Here is a 17543-nt window from a genome sequence, read left to right on the forward strand (position 1 = left end):
ACTGTGGACGGATTCGCGAAACGTCAGGCCGTCGGGCGGGTCGCTCCGGCGTACTCGCTCATCAGCGGGGAGATCTTGACCACGTCACCACTGGTGGGGGCGTGGACCATCTTTCCGTCGCCGATGTACATCCCGATGTGCGACACCGGGGAGTAGTAGGCGACCAGGTCGCCCGGCTGCAGCTGGTCGCGCGAGACCGACGTGCCGAAGCCCGCCTGTGCCGCCGAGTTGCGCGGCAGGGTGATGCCGGCCTGCTTGTAGGCCCACTGCATCAGGCCCGAGCAGTCGAACGTGCTCGGTCCGGTCGCGCCCCAGACGTAGGCGCTGCCGAGCTTGCTCAGCGCCGCGTTGACCGCGGTCTGGGCGGCCCCGGTCGCCGCCTTGACGGTGGGGGCCTTGCCGCCCGTGTCCTTCTGTGCGGCCTTGTCGGCCGTGCTGAGGGTCTTGCTCTGCGCCTCGATCTGGTCGATCTGGGTCTGCAGGTTCTTCTTCTTGCCCTCGATGTCCGAGGTCAGCTTGGCCGCCGCGTCGCGCGCGTCGGTCGCCTTCTTCGCGGCGTCCGTCGCCGTCTTCTCGGCGGTCTTGGCCTTCTCGGCCGCGCCGCTGAGGTTGTCCATCGCGGAGTTCTTGTCGGTCGCGATGACCTCGAGGGCCGACGAGCGGTCCAGGAAGTCCTGCGTCGACGTGCCGGCCAGCAGCGCGGACAGCTTGTTGAGCTGGACGCCGCTGGTGAACGACGCGTTGGCGAACTTGTCCACCTGGGACTGGTACTTCTGCTTCGCGTCGGCGGCCTCGGCGCCCGCGGTCTTGGCCGCGTCGACGTCGGTGGTGGCCTTGTCGAGCTCACCCTGCTTGGTGGTGAGGTCGGCCTGGGCCTTGAGCAGGTCTTCGTTGAGCTTCTCGGCCTGCGCCGCGAGGTCGCGGTACTTGGCCAGGGCCTCCGACCCGGTGGGCGGAGCCTGAAGGGCGGGGATCGGGGCGGCGGTGGCCGCGGGGTCCGCGACGGTGATCACTGCGATCACCGCGGCGGCCGCGAGGGCACCTGACACCACGCGCTTGACGGGATGCGAATGCACGGTCGCGCGGGTCTCCTTTGCTGTTCGGCCGCCGGTCGGGACCGGGGCGGCGAGTCGGGGGCCTCGTCCGCACTGCCCCGTCACGGTGCGCGCTCTCCCGCAACAGGTGAGCCACGCGGTGTGGGGGTCCGGTACCCGGCAGGGGGGTATCGGCGGCGATCTCGCGTAGCCACCTGTCGGCGGCGCGGGGCCGCGAGATCTCGAACAGGTTACGAAAAGAACACGGGGGAGTCCAGGGGGTTCGCGTCGGAACTCTCCGTGACGGCCGGAATCATCGCTGGACCAGGTGCGCTGCGAAAACTTGTGTCCGGTCTGACAGGCCGTGACGGCATTGCTTACCCTACCCCCCTAGGGTATATCTGAGGCATGAGCACCACCTCAGCGAAGCTTTCCGCCTACGGCGCGGCGCTCGTCCTGGTCGCCGGGGGAGCCTGGGCGCTCGGGACCGCCGCCGGTCCCTTCCCTCAGGCCGAGGCCCACAGCGACACCCACGACGACACCCACGACGACACCCACGAGGACACCCACGGCGAAGCCGTCGTCGACCTGCCCGGCGGCCTGGCCTCGGCCCAGGACGGCTACACCCTGACGCCCACGACCACGACGCTCACGCCGGGCGTGGCCGCCCGCTTCACGTTCCGGATCACCGGCCCTGACGGCGCGCCCGTGACCGCGTTCGACGTCGAGCACGAGAAACGGCTCCACTTCATCGTCGTCCGCCGGGACACCGCCGGTTACCAGCACCTGCACCCCGACCTGGGCGCCGACGGAACGTGGACCGTGCCGCTCACCGTCGCCGATGCGGGCAGCTACCGCGCCTTCGCCGACTTCACGCCTTCGGGTGCGAAGCCGCTGACGCTCGGCGTAGACCTCGTCGCGCCGGGGGTGTTCCAGCCGGTCGAGCCCCCGGAGACGCGCGTCGCGGACGTCGACGGCTACCACGTCCGGCTCGACGGCGACCTCGTCGCCGGGCGGGCGTCCCGGCTGACGGCGACCGTCACCGAGGACGGCCGCGCGGTCACCGACCTGCAGCCCTACCTGGGCGCGGCCGGCCACCTCGTCGCGCTGCGCGGCGGCGACCTGGCGTACCTGCACGTCCACCCGGCCGGGCCCGGGCTCACCTTCGTGGCCGAGGTGCCGTCGGCCGGCACCTACCGGCTGTTCCTGGACTTCCGCCACGGCGACGTCGTCCGCACCGCCGCGTTCACCGTCACCACCGGAACGGGGGCACCGCGATGACCGTCGACCTCGCGATCACCGGCATGACCTGCGCGTCCTGCGCGATGCGGATCGAGCGCAAGCTCAACAAGCTGGACGGCGTCACCGCGACCGTCAACTACGCCACGGCGAAGGCGAAAGTCGCCTACTCCGGCGACATCGAGCCGAAAGAACTGGTGGCGCAAGTCGAAGCGGCGGGCTACCGCGCGAAACTGCCCGCCGACGAGCCACCGGCAGCCGACGAAGACGACGGCACGCGGACCTTGCGGCAACGGCTCGTCGTCTCGGCCGGGCTCGCCGTGCCGGTGATCCTGCTGGCGATGGTGCCCGCGTGGCAGTTCACCTACTGGCAGTGGATTTCGCTCACCCTCGCCGCGCCCGTGCTGGTGTGGGGCGCGTGGCCGTTCCACCGCGCCGCGTTCGCCAACCTGCGCCACGGCGCCGCCACGATGGACACGCTCATCTCGCTCGGCACCCTCGCCGCCTTCGGCTGGTCGCTGTACGCGCTGCTGTTCGGCACCGCGGGCACCCCCGGCCTGCGGCACCCGTTCGAGTTCACCGTCGAGCGGATGTCCGGCGACGGCGCGATCTACCTGGAGGTCGCCGCCGGCGTCACGACGTTCCTCCTGGCCGGGCGCTACTTCGAGGCCCGCGCCAAGCGACGCGCCGGTGCCGCGCTGCGGGCGCTGCTCGACCTCGGCGCCAAGGACGTCGCGGTCCTGCGCGACGGCCGTGAGCTGCGGATCCCGGTCGGCGAGCTGGCCGTCGGCGACCGGTTCGTGGTGCGGCCGGGGGAGAAGGTGGCCACCGACGGCGTCGTCGAGGACGGCGGGTCCGCGATCGACGCGAGCCTGCTGACCGGCGAGAGCGTGCCGGTCGAGGTCGGGCCGGGCGACGCCGTGGCGGGCGCGACGGTCAACGTCGGCGGCCGGCTCGTCGTCCGGGCCACGAAGGTCGGCGCCGACACGCAGCTGGCGCGGACCGCGCGGCTCGTGGAGGCGGCGCAGACCGGGAAAGCGCAGGTCCAGCGGCTCGCGGACCGCGTCTCGGCGGTGTTCGTCCCGATCGTCATCGCGCTGGCCGTAGCGACGCTCGCCTTCTGGCTCGGCGCGGGCGGGACGCCGTCGGCCGCGTTCACCGCGGCGGTCGCCGTGCTGATCATCGCCTGCCCGTGCGCGCTGGGCCTGGCCACGCCGACGGCGCTGCTGGTCGGCACCGGCCGCGGCGCTCAGCTCGGGATCCTGATCAAGGGCCCGGAGGTGCTGGAGTCGACCCGGCGCGTCGACACCGTCGTGCTGGACAAGACCGGCACGGTGACGACCGGCCGGATGGCGCTGGTCGAGGGGGACGGCGAGGTGCTGCGGCTCGCGGGGGCCGTCGAGGCCGCGTCCGAGCACCCGGTGGCCCGCGCGATCGCGGCCGCCGCCCGGGAGCGCTTCGGCGTGCTGCCCGCGGTGTCGGAGTTCCGGAGCACGCCCGGGCTGGGCGTGACCGGCGTGGTCGAGGGCCGCACGGTGCGCGTCGGGCGGGCGGACGCCGCCGGGGCCGAGCTGACCACGGTCGCCGTGACCTGGGACGGCGAGGTCCGCGGCACGCTGGCCGTGGCCGACACCGTCAAGCCGACGTCGGCCGAGGCGGTCCGGCGGCTGCGCGGGCTCGGGCTGACGCCGATCCTGCTGACCGGCGACAGCGCCGTCGTCGCCCGCGCGGTGGCCGCGGAGGTCGGGATCGAGCGCGTGATCGCCGAGGTGCTGCCGCACGACAAGGCCGCCGTCGTCGAGCGGCTCCAGGCGGAAGGGCACGTGGTCGCCATGGCCGGCGACGGCGTCAACGACGCGGCCGCGCTCGCCCAGGCCGACCTGGGGCTGGCCATGGGCACCGGCACCGACGTCGCGATCGAGGCGGCCGACCTGACGCTCGTGCGCGGTGACCTGCGCGCGGCGGCCGACGCGATCCGGCTGGCGCGCCGGACGCTGCGGACGATCAAGGGCAACCTGTTCTGGGCGTTCGCCTACAACGTCGCCGCGCTGCCGCTCGCCGCCGCGGGCCTGCTCAACCCGATGATCGCCGGCGCGGCGATGGCCGTCAGCTCGGTCTTCGTCGTCACGAACAGCCTGCGTCTGCGCCGTTTTGCATAAGCACGGCCGAACCAGCACGGACGGGTGATTGGAGCCCGTTTGTACGTCCCTTGTATCCGTTCGCGTGATCCTGATGGCGGCAGGGATTCCGACGAGTGGAGGACAGGGATGTTCACGAAGGCCGCCGTGTTGACGGCACTCACCGCCGCGACGCTCGCTGTGGCGGCGCCGGCCCAGGCCGCGCCCGCGCCCGCGGTCGCAGCCGCACTGCCCACGGCGAACATGGAGGCCGTGCTCAAGGCGGCCCAGATCGACCCGCGCCGCGCCGACGACACCCAGACGCCGGGCGCGCACGCCAGTGTCCTGCTGGTCGAGCAGGCGTTGCAGGCGAAGGGGCTGCTGGACAGCAAGTACGTCGACGGCTACTTCGGCACCACCACGATCACGGCGTACTCGCAGTACCAGAAGTCGTTGGGCTACACCGGGATCGACGCTTCGGGCCTGCCCGGCAAGGCGTCGCTGGAGAAGCTGGGCGCGAGCCGCTACACCGTGACGAGCGCGGTGTCCGCGGGCAGCCGCGTGGCCTACCGCGGGGTCACGATCAACACCCGCACCAAGGCGATGCTGCTGGCGGCGGAGAAGATCGCCGGCTTCACCGTCAGCCTGACCCAGGGGTCCTACAACCCGGGCGGCGTCGACGCTTCGGCCGGGACGCACGACGGCGGCGGCGCGATGGACATCTCGGTGTCCGGCATGTCGGCGGCAACCCGCACGACCCTGCTGAAGGCGCTGCGCAACGTCGGGTTCGCGGCCTGGTACCGCACGCCGGACCAGGGTTTCGCCTACCACATCCACGCGATGGCGATCTCCGACCCGGACCTCTCGTCGGGCGCGCAGCACCAGACGGGCGACTACTACCTGGGCAAGAACGGCCTGGCCGGCCGCGGCGCCGACGACGGCCCCTCGGTCACGAAGGTCACCTGGGAGGAGTACCAGCGCGGCTGACGCTGCTTGAAGTCCGTGAAGGCCCCCTTACCGGCCATAAGAGCCGGTAAGGGGGCCTTCACGGCGTTCGTGGTGGCACGGCCGGGCGCGGCGGTGGTTTGATCGGGTCAACGACACAAGCGGGGGTTGATCCGATGGTTGAGAAGGCGTTCCGGTTCGGTGTGGTCGCGGCGGCCCAGGAGGGCGGCGCGAAGTGGCGGGAGACCGCACGCCGGGCCGAAGAGCTGGGGTACTCGACCCTGCTCTCGCCGGACAACCTGAACCTGCCGACCCCGACGGCGTCGCTCGCGACGGCCGCCGCGGTCACGACGACCCTGCGGGTGGGCTCGTTCGTGCTGGCCAGCCCGCTGCGCACGGCACGCGCGGCCGCCTGGGAAGCGCACAGCCTGACGGCGATGACCGACGGCCGGTTCGAGCTGGGCCTGGGCACCGGCCTGGCGTCGATGCGCCAGCAGGCCGAGGAACTGGGCCTGCCCTACGGCACCGGCCAGGAGCGGCTCGACTCGATCTCCGAGACGATCGACCACGTCCGCCGCCTCGACGGTGACGCGCACACGCCGGTGATGCTCGCCGCGGGCGGTCCCAAGGCCCGCCGGCTCGCCGCGGCGAAGGCCGACATCGTCACCCTCGCCGGGGGCGTGCTGACCACCCGCGACGAGTTCGCGTCGCACGTCGAGGAGATCCGGACCGCCGCCGACGGCCGGGACATCGAGCTGGCCATGAACATCTTCGTCGTCGGCGAGGTCGTCCCGCCGTGGATCCGTGGGTTCATCGGCGTCGACGCCGCGACGCTCATCGAGCACGACTCGCTGACCATGCTGCGCGGCAGCGTCGACGACATGGCGGGTGAGCTGGAACGCCGTCGCGACGAGCTCGGCGTCTCCTACGTCAGCGTCAACAGCGCCTTCATCGAGGAGTTCGCGCCGCTGGTGGCGCTGCTGACGGGGAAGTGAGCGTCGCGGGATCGGTGTTGGCGCCGCAGAGCAGGACGGCGACGCGCTCGCCGGGCGTGGGCACGTAGGCGCCGCTGAGCAACGCGGCGTAGGCCGTGGCCCCGCCCGCTTCGACGGCGAGGCGGTAGCGGTCCCACAGCGTCGTCCGGGCTTCGGCGATCGCGGCGTCCTCGACCAGCACCGACCCCGCGCCCGTGCGAGTGGCGACCGCGAAGGCGATGTCCCCGAGCCGGGACGCGCCGAGGGAGTCGGCGGTCAGGCCGGACACCTCGACCTGGACCGGTTCACCGGCTTCGAGAGCCGCGTGGAGCGTCGGGATCGTGCGCGGCTCGACGCCGACCACGCGCGCCCGGCCCTCGACCGCCGCGGCGATGCCGGCCAGGAGCCCGCCGCCGCCGACCGCGACCAGGATCGTGTCGAGCCCGTCCACCTGCTCCAGCAGTTCCAGCCCGGCCGTGCCCTGGCCGGCGCAGATCTCCGGCTGGTCGTAGGCGTGGCAGAACAACGCGCCGCTGTCGGCCGCGTGCTTCACCGCCGCGTCGTAGGCGTCGGCGTACTTGTCGCCGACGAGCTCGACGGCCGCGCCGAGCGCGTGCAGCTTCGCCACCTTGACCGCGGGCGCGGTGGTGGGGACGAAAACCCTTGCGGGGACACCGAATTCGCGGGCCGCGTGGGCGACGGCGAGGCCCGCGTTGCCGCCCGACGCGGCGACCACCCCGGCCGCCGCGATGTCACCGGCCGCCAAGATCCGGTTGAACGCGCCGCGGGCCTTGAACGACCCGGTGTGCTGCAGGTGTTCCAGCTTGAACCACATTCCGTCGGCCGCGAAGACCGGCGTCCGGCGGACCCGGCCGTGGATCCGGGTGGCGGCGCGTTCGACGTCCGAAGTGCTGATCATGACCTCAGCATGCGCGCGCCCGGCCGTAAGCACCAGCGACGTCTCCTATGCTGGCGTTAGCAACGCTTACGGCTGGAGGCTCCCGTGCTCGACGCCCACCGCCTGGCCCTGCTCGCCGAGGTCGCGCACGCCGGGTCCATCGCCGGTGCGGCACAACGGCTTTCGTTCACGCCGTCCGCCGTCTCGCAGCAGCTGGCCAAGCTCGAACGCGACGTCGGCGCACCTTTGGTACACCGCAACCCGCGCGGCGTCACGCTCACCGCCGTCGGCGAAGCTCTGCTCACCCACGCCGAAACGATCGTCGGGGAGCTGCGGACCGCCGAGCGGACCGTGCGGGCGCTGCTCGGCGAGGAGCCGGCGCAGCTGACCGTCGGCACGTTCGCCAGCGCGGGCGCGACGCTCGTCCCGGCCGCGCTCGCGGGCTTCCGCGAGGCCCACCCGGCGGTCGCGCTGCGGCTGCTGGACCTGGAGCCGCCCGACGGCTACGGCCTGGTCAGCTCGCGCGAGCTGGATCTCCTGATCACCCACCACTATCCCGGCGCGGTCCTGCCCGACCCGCGTGGGCTGGAACGCTCGTTGCTGCGCTCGGAACGGTTCCGCCTGATCCTCCCGGTGGGCCACGCGAAAGCGGCCGTCCGCCGCCTCACCCTGCGCGGGCTCGCGGGGGAGGACTGGATCTCGGGCAGCCCCGGCGTGCCCAACCGGGTGTGCCTCGAACAGCTCGCCGACGCCGCGGGGGTGCGGCTGCGCGTCGCTCACGAAAGCCGCGACTACCAGGTGATCCTGGCGCTGGTCGAGGCCGGGCTGGGGATCGCGTTCGTCCCGGAGAGCGTGCTGGAACGCGCCGGCGGCGCCCGGATCGAGGTCCGGGACGCGGCCGACGCCCGCCCGGCCCGCGACGTCTTCCTGGTGCACCACAAGCGCCCGGGCCGGCTGGTGACGGAGATGGCGGACCGGTTGCGGGCGTGACTCAGCGGCGTCGAAGCCTCGGGTTCTCGATCGCCGGTGCCGCCGCCTGGTAGTTGTCGTGCCGGTTGACCTCGGTGCCGGGCGGGACGATCTCGTCGATCCGGTCGAGCACGTCACCGGGCAGCGGGCCCTGCGCGGCCAGCAGGTCGTCGAGCTGCTCCGGCGTGCGCGGGCCGATCAGCACCGACGTCACGGCCGGGTGGCTCAGCACGAACCGCACCGCGAGGTGCGCCAGCGGCAGACCCGCGTCGCCGGCGAGCTTCCGCAGCCGCTCGACGGTTTCGGCCCGCGCGCGGTTCTCGGGGACGGCCGGGTCGAACACCTCGGGAGCCATGCCGGCGCGGTGGCTGCGTGCCGGGTCACGGTCGGTCAGCCAGCCGCTCGACAGCGGCCCGTAGGTCAGGACGCCCATGCCGTGGCGCTGGGCCGTCGGCAGGACGTCGTTCTCGATGATCCGGGTGAGCATCGAGTACCGCGGCTGCTCGGTGCGGAACCGGTGGTGCCCGCCGCGCCGCGCGGCCCACTGCGCCTCGACCATCATCTCGGCCGGGAACGTCGAGGACCCGATCACGCGCACCTTGCCCGCGCGGACGAGATCGGACAGCGCGCCCAGCGTCTCGTCGATGTCGGTCAGGTGGTCGGGGCGGTGCTGCTGGTAGAGGTCGATGTGGTCGGTGCCGAGCCGCGTCAGGCTGGCTTCGACGGCCCGCTTGATCCACCGCGGCGAGGCACCGGCCTGGTTGGCGTCGGGACCCATCGGCATCGAGAACTTCGTCGCGAGCACGACGTCGTCACGGCGGCCCTTGAGCGCCTCGCCGACGATCACCTCCGACTCGCCGTGGGAGTAGACGTCGGCGGTGTCGATGAAGTTGATTCCCGCGTCGAGCGCCGCGTGGATCATCCGCACCGATTCGGCGCGGTCGGTGTTGCCCATCGCGCCCAGCATCATCGCGCCGAAGGCGAAGCGGCTGACGGAGATGCCCGTGCCGCCCAGGATTTCGCGTTCCATCTCGGGTCTTCCTTCTCGGGAGCTGGTTCTCCTTCCAGCTAACCGCCGGCTCCGGCCGTTCGACGTCGCGAGAGGGGCATGGCTCGACCGGGGGTCCAGCAGACCCCCGCACGCGCGCGACGCCCGATCTAGGCTGGCGGGATGAGCGAGGACAACCCGGAACTGCGGGACTTCCTGCGCGCCCGCCGGGCCCGGGTGACGCCCGGCGACGCCGGGCTCCCGCCGGAACCCGGCGTGCGGCGCGTCCCCGGGCTGCGGCGGGAAGAGGTCGCGCGGCTGGCCGGGGTGAGCGTCGACTACTACGTCCGGCTCGAACGCGGCCGGAACCTGAACGTCTCGGAGTCGGTGCTGGACGCGATCGCGCGGGCCCTGCAGCTGGACGAAACCGAGCGGCGGCACCTGGTCGCGCTGGCCAAGCCGAGCCGCCGCCGGCCGCGGACCCCGGCACCCCAGCGCGTCCGCCCCGGGCTGCTGCGGATCCTGGAGACCCTGACCGACGTCCCGGCGATGGTCACCGGCCGGCGCCTGGACGTGCTGGCCGCCAACCGCCTGGCGAAGGCGCTCTACCGCGACTTCGACGCGCTGCCGCCGCGCGAGCGCAACATGGCGCGGTTCGTCTTCCTCGACCCGCTGGCCCGCGAGCTGTACGCGGATTGGGAGTCGTCGGCGCGCAGCGTGGTGGCGACGCTGCACCTGTACGCGGGCCGCAACCCCCACGACCCGGCCCTGGCCGAGCTGATCGGCGAGCTGTCGGTGCGAGACCAGGATTTCCGCGTCTGGTGGGCGGACCACGACGTCTACCAGCGCACCCACGGCACGAAGCACTACCGGCACCCGGTGGTGGGGGAGCTGATCCTGGGCTACGAGGCGCTGACCCCGACGGGCGACCAGGACCAGGTGCTGGGAGTCCACACGGTGGAGCCGGGCTCCCCTTCGGAGGCGACGCTGAGGCTGCTGGCCAGCTGGACGGCGGAACCGGCGACGCCTTGAACGTCAGCTGACCGGGCGCCAGCACCCGGTGAACAACGCCATTTCGACGCGGTCCGGTTCGCCGCCGTATTCGGCACGGCCGGCTTGCTCGGCGGCCCAGAGCAGGTAGTCACGCCAGGTGCCAGTCGACCACCCGCTCCTGAACCGCCGGGCGGCACCCGCCTCGGGCGGCAGCCGTGCCGCCACGACACTGTCGAGGATCAGCGGCTGGGGACCGCCGTGGCCGCGGCGATAGCCCGCGAAGTACAGGATCTTGGTGAAGAACGCCGGGCCGAGACCCTTGAGTTTCGCCGTGGTCCGCAACTGCTCGTAGCACTCGAGCAAGGTCGCGAGAGGGACGAGGTCGGCGCGCAGGCCGGCCAGGGCGACGTCGAGGTGATCGGCGGCCTGCTCGTGGCGAAGGATCTTGTTCGTTCGATGCGGGCCATAGCCGCGAATCCCGTAGCCCCAAGCCAGCACGCCGGCCGCGAACTGCACGCTCGTCACCTCCCCCGATCGCCAGCGCCGGGCGAGGGCGAACACGTCGGCGCGCCCCACCTGCCCGCTGAGGGCGAACTCGTCAGGCCAAGCACCGGACGGGAGCCGGGCAGCCCATCGGGAGGGGTCGACCGTGATCGCTTTCGGTTTGCCGGACAGTGCGAGGTTCGACATGTGCATGAGGTCGCTCGCCGCGGCGGCACTGTTTCGGCAGGGCGCCTTGAGCGTCAGCCGACCGGGCGTAGGGCGGTGGTGAAGCGGGCCGAGGCCTCGCTCAGGGCGTCCAGGCAGGCCCGGACCGCGCCATGGTCCTCCTCGCCCGCTCGGCAGATCGCGTAGATCGTGCGGGTCAGGGCCGGGCGGGTCGTCAGGATGCGGACGCCTTCCGGGAGCCGCTCGCGGGCCAGGCGGGGGACCAGGGCCGCGCCGAGGTTGCCCGCCACCAGGGCCAGCTGGGTCGGGTAGCTGCCCACCGTGCAGCTGATCCGCGGGTCCAGCCCCTGCTTGCGCAGGACCTGGACCAGCCAGTCGTGGCAGCCGGAGCCGGCGCTCCAGCCGATCCACGGCAGGTCGTCCACTTCGGACAGATCGACGGCCTTGCGGTGCGCCAGGCGGTGGCCGGCCGGCAAAGCGAGGTCCGCGACGTCGGAGAACAAGGCGATCCTCGTCGTCTCCGGCGGGAGGACCGTCGGGCGGTCCGCCCAGCTCTCCAGCACCGCGACGTCGAGGTCGCCGGCCAGGACGCGGGGCATCGTCTGCTCGGCCTCGCCCTCGTGCAGCGTCACCTCCAGCCGCGGGTGCTGCACGGCCAGCGTCGCCAGCGCGGGCGGCAGCAGCGCGTGCACGGTCGTCGGGATCGCGCCGACCCGCAGCGGCCCGATGACGTCCTCGCGCAGCAGCTCCAGGTCGGTTTTCGCCTCGGCGACCTGCGCGAGGATCCGCTCGGCGTGCCCGGCCAGCACCTGGCCCGCCTTCGTCAGCCGGACGCCGCGGCCGCGGGACTCCAGCAGCGGCTGCCCGGCCTCCCGTTCCAGCTTCGCCAGCTGCTGGGAGACGCCCGATGGGGTGACGTGCAGGGACGCGGCCGCCGCGGCGACCGAGCCCTGGGTGGCGAGGGCGTGCAGCGCCCGCATCCGCTCGAGTCCGAACACGGTAGTGATGCTACCGGATTCCGCGCAGAAACATTCGCTTGTTCTTGACAGTCGAGACGCCCACGCTGGAGGGGTGACCACGACCGCGCCCCGCCCCGTCAAGACGACCTTCACCCAGCGCGTCGACCCCCGCCTGCTCGCGGCGCTCGGCAGCTTCTGCATCGCGCTGTCGTCGGTCTTCATCAAGGTCTCGCACACCAGCGGCGCCACCAGCGCGTTCTGGCGGTGCCTGCTCTCGCTGCCGGTCCTGTTCGCGCTGGCCTGGTGGGAGCGGCGCAAGGCGGGCCCCGAGACCCGCCGCCGGGTGCTCTTCCCGCTGCTGGCCGGGGCCGGGCTCGGCCTGGACTTCGTGCTCTGGGGCGAGGCGATCCCGCGCGTCGGCGCCGGTATCGCGACGGTCCTGCTCGCGGTGCAGGTCGTGATCGTGCCCGTGCTGGCGTTCGCGTTCCTCGCCGAACGGCCGTCGAAGCGGTTCCTGGTGGCCGCGCCGGTCCTGCTCGGCGGGGTCGTGCTGGCCGGCGGCTTCGCCGGGACCGGCGCGTTCGGCCCCGACCCGGTCACCGGCGCCGTCGCGGCGCTGATCGCCGGCGCCGGGTACGCCGCCTACCTGTTCCTGATCCGGCTCAGCGGCGCCAAGGGGACGCAGTCGCACTCGCTGCTCCTGGCGACGCTCTCCGCCTGCGCCGTCGCGCTGGTCCTCGGGCTCCCGTCCGGCACGCTCGACTTCGCGCCGGGCTGGCCCTCGTTCGGGTGGCTGATCGCGCTCGCGCTCGTCGGCCAGCTGACGGGCTGGCTGCTGATCTCGGCCGCGCTGCCGCGGATGTCGGCCACCTCCGGGGCGACGCTCATGCTGCTCCAGCCGGTCGGCGCGGTGCTGCTGAGCATCGGGCTGCTCGGCGAGTCGCCCGGCGTGCTCCAGCTGGTCGGCTGCGCGGCCGTGCTCGGCGCCGTCTGCTTCGCGGGCACCGCGCGACCTGCGGGGCGGCGCCGTCGCGACTAGCGTCACCGGCATGCGAGTGCTGGTAGCGGGAGCGTCGGGGTTCGTCGGCAGCCGGTTGTGCCCGGCACTCGACGAAGCCGGGCACACCGTGCTCGCGATGACCCGCAGGCCCGAGGACTACCGCGGCACCGGCGAACCCGTCCGCGGCGACGTCGCCGACGTCGGTTCCCTGCGCGACGCGCTCAAGGGCGCCGACGCCGCGTACTACCTGGTCCACTCGCTCGACAGCTCGGACTTCAAGCGCCGCGACTCCGAGGCGGCGCGCGCCTTCGCCCGGGCCGCGGCGGACGCCGGGATCGGCCGGATCGTCTACCTCGGCGGCCTCGGGGACGACGACGGCACGCTCTCGGAGCACCTCGCCAGCCGCCGCGAGGTCGAAGAGCTGCTGGGCGAGACCGGCGTGCCGGTCACCGTGCTGCGCGCCGGGATCGTGATCGGGCACGGCGGCACGTCGTGGGAGCTGACCCGCCAGCTCGTCGAGCACCTGCCGGCGATGGTCACCCCGCGCTGGGTCGGCACCCGCACCCAGCCGATCGCGATCGACGACGTCGTCCGCTACCTCGTCGGCGTGCTCGACCACGCCGACGCCGCGGGCCGCGCGTTCGACATCGGCGGTCCGGACGTCCTGGCCTACCGGGAAATGCTGCAGCGCGTCGCCGCGATCGAAGGCCGGCCGCTGGTGATCGTGCCCGTACCGCTGCTCTCGCCGCGGCTCTCGTCGTACTGGCTCTCCCTGGTCACCGACATCGACGTGCAGACCGGGCGCTCGCTGATCGACTCGATGACCAACGAGGTCGTCGTCCGCGACGACAGCATCCGCAAGATCGTCGAGTTCGAGCCGATGGGCTACGACGACGCCGTGCTCCAGGCCCTCGGCGAGCGCGCGAAGAGCCGGCGGGCCGGATGAAACGACGGTTCCTGACCGCCGTGACCGCCGCCGGGACCGGGCTGCTCGGCGCGTCCCTGTCCAGCCCGCCCGGGTCACTCCGCTTCTACGGCCTCACCGCGGGCGTCGCCACGACCTGGCTGGCGGGCGCGCGTGCGGCCGGGCCGGTGCGCCGGGGCCGCCGCGACGTCGTGCAACCGGTGCTGGCCGGCGCGGGCGCGTTCGGCGTGTTCTACGGCTGCGCGCTGGTGTCGCGGCACATCCCGCCGCTGCGCCGCGCGATCGCCGGCGTACTCGACTACGCCCACCGCGGTTCGACGACGTCGGTGGTGGCGACAACGCTCCTGACCGGCGCGGCCGAAGAGGTCTTCTTCCGCGGCGCCCTCTACGACGCCGCGGGCGCGCGCCGCTCCACCGCGATCTACGTGCTGTCCACCTGCGCGACCCGCAACCCCGCGCTCGTGCTGGCGTCCGCGGTGATGGGGTCGCTGTTCGCGTGGCAGCGCCACCGCGGCGACGGCGTCCAGGCGCCGGTGCTGACGCACGTGGTCTGGTCCGCGCTGATGCTCGCGGTCATGCCGCGGCTGTTCGGCTCCCCGTCGGAGAATGTCCGGAACGAGCCAGAAGTTGTCTGAACCCTTCTGACCGGGCGCCGGATTTCCTATCCTGGAAAGAACTCCGGCGCGTGGAGAGGGATGTCGATGCGGACATTGCTCGTGCTCCTGCTCGTCCTCGGTTCCCTGTCACCCCTGTCCACCCGGCCCGCCGCGGCGGCGACGGCGGTGTGCGTGACCTCCTGCGACACGCTCGATCCATCGCGCGCCGCGCGAGAGAGCTTTCCCTTGCCCGACAAGGTGATCAACGGCCGTATCGTGCGGCTGCACGCGTCCGACCCCGACGGCATGGCCTGGGCGAGCATCGACAACGGCGTCGCGAACGACGCCGTCTGGCTCGACCGCTCCTGGGACGGCGGCGCGACCTGGGAAGGCCTGCTGGGCAAGGCGAGCGTCCCCAGCGGGTGGACCGGCACCCGCACGCTGATGTACAACCTCACCGACCCGGCGCACCACCGCCGTGGCCTCGTCCGGGCCTGCGGGGACGCGCAGGGCGTCGCCTGCACCGCATGGATCTACCCGGACGTCTGCGACGCCGCGTGCGACCGGGCCGCCCCGGGCACCGGGGACGCCCAGCCGGTCGCTCCCACGACCCTTTACGGCCGCACGATCCGGCTCCACTTCGACGGCCGCGGCATGGCGTGGGCCGGCATCGAAGCGGGCGGCGCCGGCGACGAGGTCTGGCTCGACCGGTCCTGGGACGCGGGCGCGAGCTGGCCGGACGGCTCGTCGCTGGGCCGCACCAGCGTCGCCGCGGGCGCGACCGGCACCCGCACCACGGCGTTCGCCACGCGGGACCCGCGCGGCCGGCTGTACGGCGGCGCCGTGCGCGCGTGCGGCCGGGAAGCCACGCACGCCTCGGGCAGCTGCACGGCCTGGGCGCGCCCGGCGACGACCCGGGCCGCCGGCGCGGTGGACGCGCTGATGTGGTCCTACGAGCCCTACACCGCGTGGTGGCCGTCGAGCTGGTGGAATTCCGCGGTCGCGGTGACGGCCGTCGCGGACGCGGGCGGCTTCGACGCCGCCATGGCGCGCACCTTCGACGTCAACAAGGCCGCTTTCCCCGCCGGGGGCCGCAGTTCCGACCCGATCGAGGGCGACTTCGTCAGCCGCGCGATCGACGACAGCGCGTGGTGGGGCCTGGCCTGGATCGCCGTCTACGACCGCACCCACGACACGCGTTACCTGACCGAGGCGACAACGATCGCCAACTACGTCAACGGCTTCTGGGACACCGGAAGCTGCGGTGGCGGGGTGTGGTGGAACCGCGAGCGGACGTACAAGAACGCCGTCACAAGCGGGTTGTACCTGCGGCTGACCGCGTCGCTGCACACGCGGCTCGCCGGCGACACGGTGTGGGGTCAGCGCGCCCGGACCGCGGGCGACTGGTACCTGAACAGCGGCCTGATCAACGCTTCCGGCCTGGTGAACGACGGCCTGACGTCGTCGTGCGCGAACAACGGCCAGACCGTCTGGACGTACAACCAGGGCCTCGGCATCGGCGGGCTGGTCGAGCTCTGGCGCGCCACCGGCGTCACGTCCTATCTGGACGCCGCGAAGAGGCTGGCGGACGCGGCGATGTCCCGGCTCACCTCGGGCGGCGTGCTCGTCGAGTTCTGCGACGCCGCGAACTCCTGTGACGACAACCAAAAGCAGTTCAAGGGCATCTTCATGCGCTACTTCGGCGACCTGGTGAAGGTCACGGGCTCGGCGACCTACCGGGCCTTCGCGCAGAAGCAGGCCGACACGCTGTGGGCGAGCGATCGAGACTCGCTCGACCGGATCGGCGAGCGCTGGAGCGGGGCCACGCCGAACGCGACCGACTGGCGGACCCAGGCGTCCGGGCTCGAAGCGGTGCTTGCGGCGGGGTAGGCCGGGCCGGACGCGGCGGGTGGGAAGCCACGCAGCGGCCCGGCCCGGCTCAGCAGTGGCCGAGGTCGGCCCACTGCGCGGTGAGGCCGGGCTCGGAGCCCTGCGTCCACCAGTTCGCCTGCCAGAGGTGGCTGTTGTGCTTGACCCGCTGCCCGCCGAGGTAGACGGTGCCCCAGTCCCACTCCGCCGCGCTGGAGCAGTTCGCGGGCTGGGTCGGCGTGGTCGGGGTCGTCGGTGTGGTGGGTGTTGTCGGGGTGGTCGTCGGCGGCGGGCTGGTCGGCGTGGTGCAGTTGCCGGAGCCGACCGTGTCGACGTGCGCGGTGCCCGCGCCGCGGTAGGTCGAGGCCTGCGCGACCGCGGCGGCGGGCGTGACGACCTGGTTGCCCGCGTAGTAGGTCCAGTCCACCTGCTCGGTGTAGGTGCTGGTGCCGCTCGTGTGGCCGGCCGTGTCGATGAACCACATGTTGTAGTTGATCGACATCGGCGTGCGCGGGTAGACCGGATCGCCCTGGGCGTCGGTGGTGTGGTCCGCGGTGAGGACGCCGTCGAGGTAGTACTTCACGTGCCCGCCGGAGACCTGCGTGACGATGTCGTGCCAGCCGTCGAAGCTGCGGTTCTGCGCGGTGGAGGTGCGCAGGCCGTCCCAGGACGGGTTGTTCCAGTAGGTGTACCAGGACGTCTGGTAGTTCGCGGTCGAGCCGCCCCAGCCGCCGTTGGGCAGGTACTCGGAGAAGTCGAGCTCGCTGTAGAGCGGGTCGCGGTCGTACCGCAGCGGCGAAATCGTGAAGTACGTTTCGTTGACGTGGTCGCCGTCCGTGCCGCTGGTCGGCGCGTCGGTGAACTTCACGCGGCTGGCGTAGGTGCCGTCCAGGAACCGCAGCTGGTTCTGGTACAGCTCGGCGTGGGTCGTGCCGTTCGCGCTGCCGTCGGTGGACGCGTTGAGCTGCGCCACCTTTTCCCCGTTCACCGTGGGGAAACTGATGTTGCTCGTCAGCCAGCGCGCGCCGGGCACGCCCGGGCTGCCGACGTCGTTGCGGGTGGTCCAGCCGGCCGCGCCGAACGCGGAGTCGGTGGGGGAGGCGTAGTGGAAGTCGTCGAACAGGACGCCGCAGGCGGCTGTGGTTGTGGCTGTGGCTGGGGCGGCGGCCGGGCTGGCGTCCGCGCCGTGGGCGAGCACGAGCGCGGCCGCTGTGGCCGTCGCGGCGGCGAGCGCGGCGGCGGCCTTGGCCGGTTTCCGGGGGGACATGGTGGTGTCTCTCCTCTCGGGGAGGTACCTCGAAGAGCGGACAGATTGGTCTAGACGAATTAGCCTCAGTAGAGTGCGTCTTACCATTGGTAAAGTCAAGG

General features: G+C 72.7%; 16 protein-coding genes. 10 read left to right on the forward strand and 6 right to left on the reverse strand.

Annotation, left to right across the window (positions count from 1 at the left end; translation table 11 throughout):
- Positions 1 to 23: 23 nt before the first annotated feature.
- The gene (locus tag OHS58_RS05355; protein ID WP_326951029.1) at positions 24 to 1076 is read right to left on the reverse strand and encodes a C40 family peptidase; all 1053 of its coding nucleotides are present in this window, start codon (positions 1074 to 1076) and stop codon (positions 24 to 26) included.
- A gap of 366 nt (positions 1077 to 1442) precedes the next feature.
- On the opposite strand from OHS58_RS05355, the gene OHS58_RS05360 reads away from it, so the two are divergent.
- The 4 genes from OHS58_RS05360 (at position 1443) to OHS58_RS05375 (ending at position 6330) form a co-directional block, all read left to right on the forward strand.
- The gene (locus OHS58_RS05360; protein WP_328647343.1) at positions 1443 to 2315 is read left to right on the forward strand and encodes a hypothetical protein; all 873 of its coding nucleotides are present in this window, start codon (positions 1443 to 1445) and stop codon (positions 2313 to 2315) included.
- Positions 2312 to 4432 (forward strand): heavy metal translocating P-type ATPase, encoded by a 2121-nt coding sequence (locus OHS58_RS05365; RefSeq protein ID WP_328647344.1) that lies wholly within the window; start codon positions 2312 to 2314, stop codon positions 4430 to 4432. The genes OHS58_RS05360 and OHS58_RS05365 overlap by 4 nt, the downstream gene beginning before the upstream one ends.
- Before the next feature lie 108 nt (positions 4433 to 4540).
- Positions 4541 to 5377 (forward strand): peptidoglycan-binding domain-containing protein, encoded by an 837-nt coding sequence (locus tag OHS58_RS05370; RefSeq protein WP_328647345.1) that lies wholly within the window; start codon positions 4541 to 4543, stop codon positions 5375 to 5377.
- Between the two features lie 134 nt (positions 5378 to 5511).
- The gene (locus OHS58_RS05375; protein WP_328647346.1) at positions 5512 to 6330 is read left to right on the forward strand and encodes an LLM class flavin-dependent oxidoreductase; all 819 of its coding nucleotides are present in this window, start codon (positions 5512 to 5514) and stop codon (positions 6328 to 6330) included.
- Here the strand turns inward: OHS58_RS05375 and OHS58_RS05380 are convergent.
- Positions 6284 to 7228 carry a threonine/serine dehydratase gene (locus OHS58_RS05380; protein ID WP_328647347.1) on the reverse strand — a complete coding sequence of 315 codons (945 nt, stop codon included), beginning with the start codon at positions 7226 to 7228 and terminating at the stop codon, positions 6284 to 6286. The two genes, OHS58_RS05375 and OHS58_RS05380, sit on opposite strands and share 47 nt — an antisense overlap.
- An 84-nt stretch (positions 7229 to 7312) precedes the next feature.
- Here OHS58_RS05380 and OHS58_RS05385 point away from each other — a divergent pair, with 84 nt between their 5' ends.
- Positions 7313 to 8197 (forward strand): LysR family transcriptional regulator, encoded by an 885-nt coding sequence (locus OHS58_RS05385; protein WP_326951023.1) that lies wholly within the window; start codon positions 7313 to 7315, stop codon positions 8195 to 8197.
- Between the two features lies 1 nt (position 8198).
- Here the strand turns inward: OHS58_RS05385 and OHS58_RS05390 are convergent, their stop codons facing one another.
- Positions 8199 to 9206 carry an aldo/keto reductase gene (locus OHS58_RS05390; RefSeq protein ID WP_328647348.1) on the reverse strand — a complete coding sequence of 336 codons (1008 nt, stop codon included), beginning with the start codon at positions 9204 to 9206 and terminating at the stop codon, positions 8199 to 8201.
- Between the two features lie 141 nt (positions 9207 to 9347).
- On the opposite strand from OHS58_RS05390, the gene OHS58_RS05395 reads away from it, so the two are divergent.
- Positions 9348 to 10196 (forward strand): helix-turn-helix transcriptional regulator, encoded by an 849-nt coding sequence (locus tag OHS58_RS05395; protein ID WP_328647349.1) that lies wholly within the window; start codon positions 9348 to 9350, stop codon positions 10194 to 10196.
- Between the two features lie 3 nt (positions 10197 to 10199).
- On the opposite strand, the gene OHS58_RS05400 is transcribed toward OHS58_RS05395, so the two are convergent.
- Together OHS58_RS05400 and OHS58_RS05405 are read right to left on the reverse strand one after the other, a co-directional pair.
- Complete coding sequence (locus OHS58_RS05400) at positions 10200 to 10847, reverse strand: 8-oxoguanine DNA glycosylase OGG fold protein (RefSeq protein ID WP_328647350.1); 648 nt, start codon at positions 10845 to 10847, stop codon at positions 10200 to 10202.
- A 53-nt stretch (positions 10848 to 10900) separates the two neighbouring features.
- Positions 10901 to 11824: a LysR family transcriptional regulator gene (locus OHS58_RS05405; protein ID WP_247053648.1), complete on the reverse strand. Its 924-nt coding sequence runs from the start codon at positions 11822 to 11824 to the stop codon at positions 10901 to 10903.
- 73 nt (positions 11825 to 11897) lie between these two features.
- Here OHS58_RS05405 and OHS58_RS05410 point away from each other — a divergent pair, with 73 nt between their 5' ends.
- The 4 genes from OHS58_RS05410 (at position 11898) to OHS58_RS05425 (ending at position 16196) form a co-directional block, all read left to right on the forward strand.
- On the forward strand, positions 11898 to 12824 hold the full coding sequence (locus tag OHS58_RS05410; RefSeq protein WP_247053646.1) for a DMT family transporter: 927 nt from the start codon (positions 11898 to 11900) through the stop codon (positions 12822 to 12824).
- A 10-nt stretch (positions 12825 to 12834) separates the two neighbouring features.
- The gene (locus tag OHS58_RS05415) at positions 12835 to 13731 is read left to right on the forward strand and encodes an NAD(P)H-binding protein (RefSeq protein ID WP_326951020.1); all 897 of its coding nucleotides are present in this window, start codon (positions 12835 to 12837) and stop codon (positions 13729 to 13731) included.
- Positions 13728 to 14345 carry a CPBP family intramembrane glutamic endopeptidase gene (locus tag OHS58_RS05420; protein ID WP_328647351.1) on the forward strand — a complete coding sequence of 206 codons (618 nt, stop codon included), beginning with the start codon at positions 13728 to 13730 and terminating at the stop codon, positions 14343 to 14345. The genes OHS58_RS05415 and OHS58_RS05420 overlap by 4 nt, the downstream gene beginning before the upstream one ends.
- 66 nt (positions 14346 to 14411) lie before the next feature.
- Positions 14412 to 16196 (forward strand): glycoside hydrolase family 76 protein, encoded by a 1785-nt coding sequence (locus OHS58_RS05425; protein ID WP_328647352.1) that lies wholly within the window; start codon positions 14412 to 14414, stop codon positions 16194 to 16196.
- Positions 16197 to 16245: 49 nt separating this feature from the next.
- Here the strand turns inward: OHS58_RS05425 and OHS58_RS05430 are convergent, their stop codons facing one another.
- Positions 16246 to 17442, reverse strand: a complete 1197-nt coding sequence (locus OHS58_RS05430; protein WP_328647353.1) for a carbohydrate-binding protein — start codon at positions 17440 to 17442, stop codon at positions 16246 to 16248.
- Positions 17443 to 17543 lie beyond the last annotated feature (101 nt).

The organism is Amycolatopsis sp. NBC_00348 (assembly GCF_036114655.1).
In the GTDB taxonomy this organism is placed as follows: Bacteria; Actinomycetota; Actinomycetes; order Mycobacteriales; family Pseudonocardiaceae; genus Amycolatopsis.

Excerpts from the sequence above, each read along its gene's own strand:
- OHS58_RS05430 (WP_328647353.1), bottom strand. The coding sequence starts at position 17,442 with ATGTCCCCCCGGAAACCGGCCAAGGCCGCCGCCGCGCTCGCCGCCGCG.
- OHS58_RS05395 (WP_328647349.1), top strand. The coding sequence starts at position 9,348 with ATGAGCGAGGACAACCCGGAACTGCGGGACTTCCTGCGCGCCCGCCGG.
- OHS58_RS05400 (WP_328647350.1), bottom strand. The coding sequence starts at position 10,847 with ATGTCGAACCTCGCACTGTCCGGCAAACCGAAAGCGATCACGGTCGAC.
- OHS58_RS05390 (WP_328647348.1), bottom strand. The coding sequence starts at position 9,206 with ATGGAACGCGAAATCCTGGGCGGCACGGGCATCTCCGTCAGCCGCTTC.
- OHS58_RS05380 (WP_328647347.1), bottom strand. The coding sequence starts at position 7,228 with ATGATCAGCACTTCGGACGTCGAACGCGCCGCCACCCGGATCCACGGC.
- OHS58_RS05425 (WP_328647352.1), top strand. The coding sequence starts at position 14,412 with ATGCGGACATTGCTCGTGCTCCTGCTCGTCCTCGGTTCCCTGTCACCC.
- OHS58_RS05375 (WP_328647346.1), top strand. The coding sequence starts at position 5,512 with ATGGTTGAGAAGGCGTTCCGGTTCGGTGTGGTCGCGGCGGCCCAGGAG.
- OHS58_RS05370 (WP_328647345.1), top strand. The coding sequence starts at position 4,541 with ATGTTCACGAAGGCCGCCGTGTTGACGGCACTCACCGCCGCGACGCTC.
- OHS58_RS05415 (WP_326951020.1), top strand. The coding sequence starts at position 12,835 with ATGCGAGTGCTGGTAGCGGGAGCGTCGGGGTTCGTCGGCAGCCGGTTG.
- OHS58_RS05365 (WP_328647344.1), top strand. The coding sequence starts at position 2,312 with ATGACCGTCGACCTCGCGATCACCGGCATGACCTGCGCGTCCTGCGCG.
- OHS58_RS05420 (WP_328647351.1), top strand. The coding sequence starts at position 13,728 with ATGAAACGACGGTTCCTGACCGCCGTGACCGCCGCCGGGACCGGGCTG.
- OHS58_RS05360 (WP_328647343.1), top strand. The coding sequence starts at position 1,443 with ATGAGCACCACCTCAGCGAAGCTTTCCGCCTACGGCGCGGCGCTCGTC.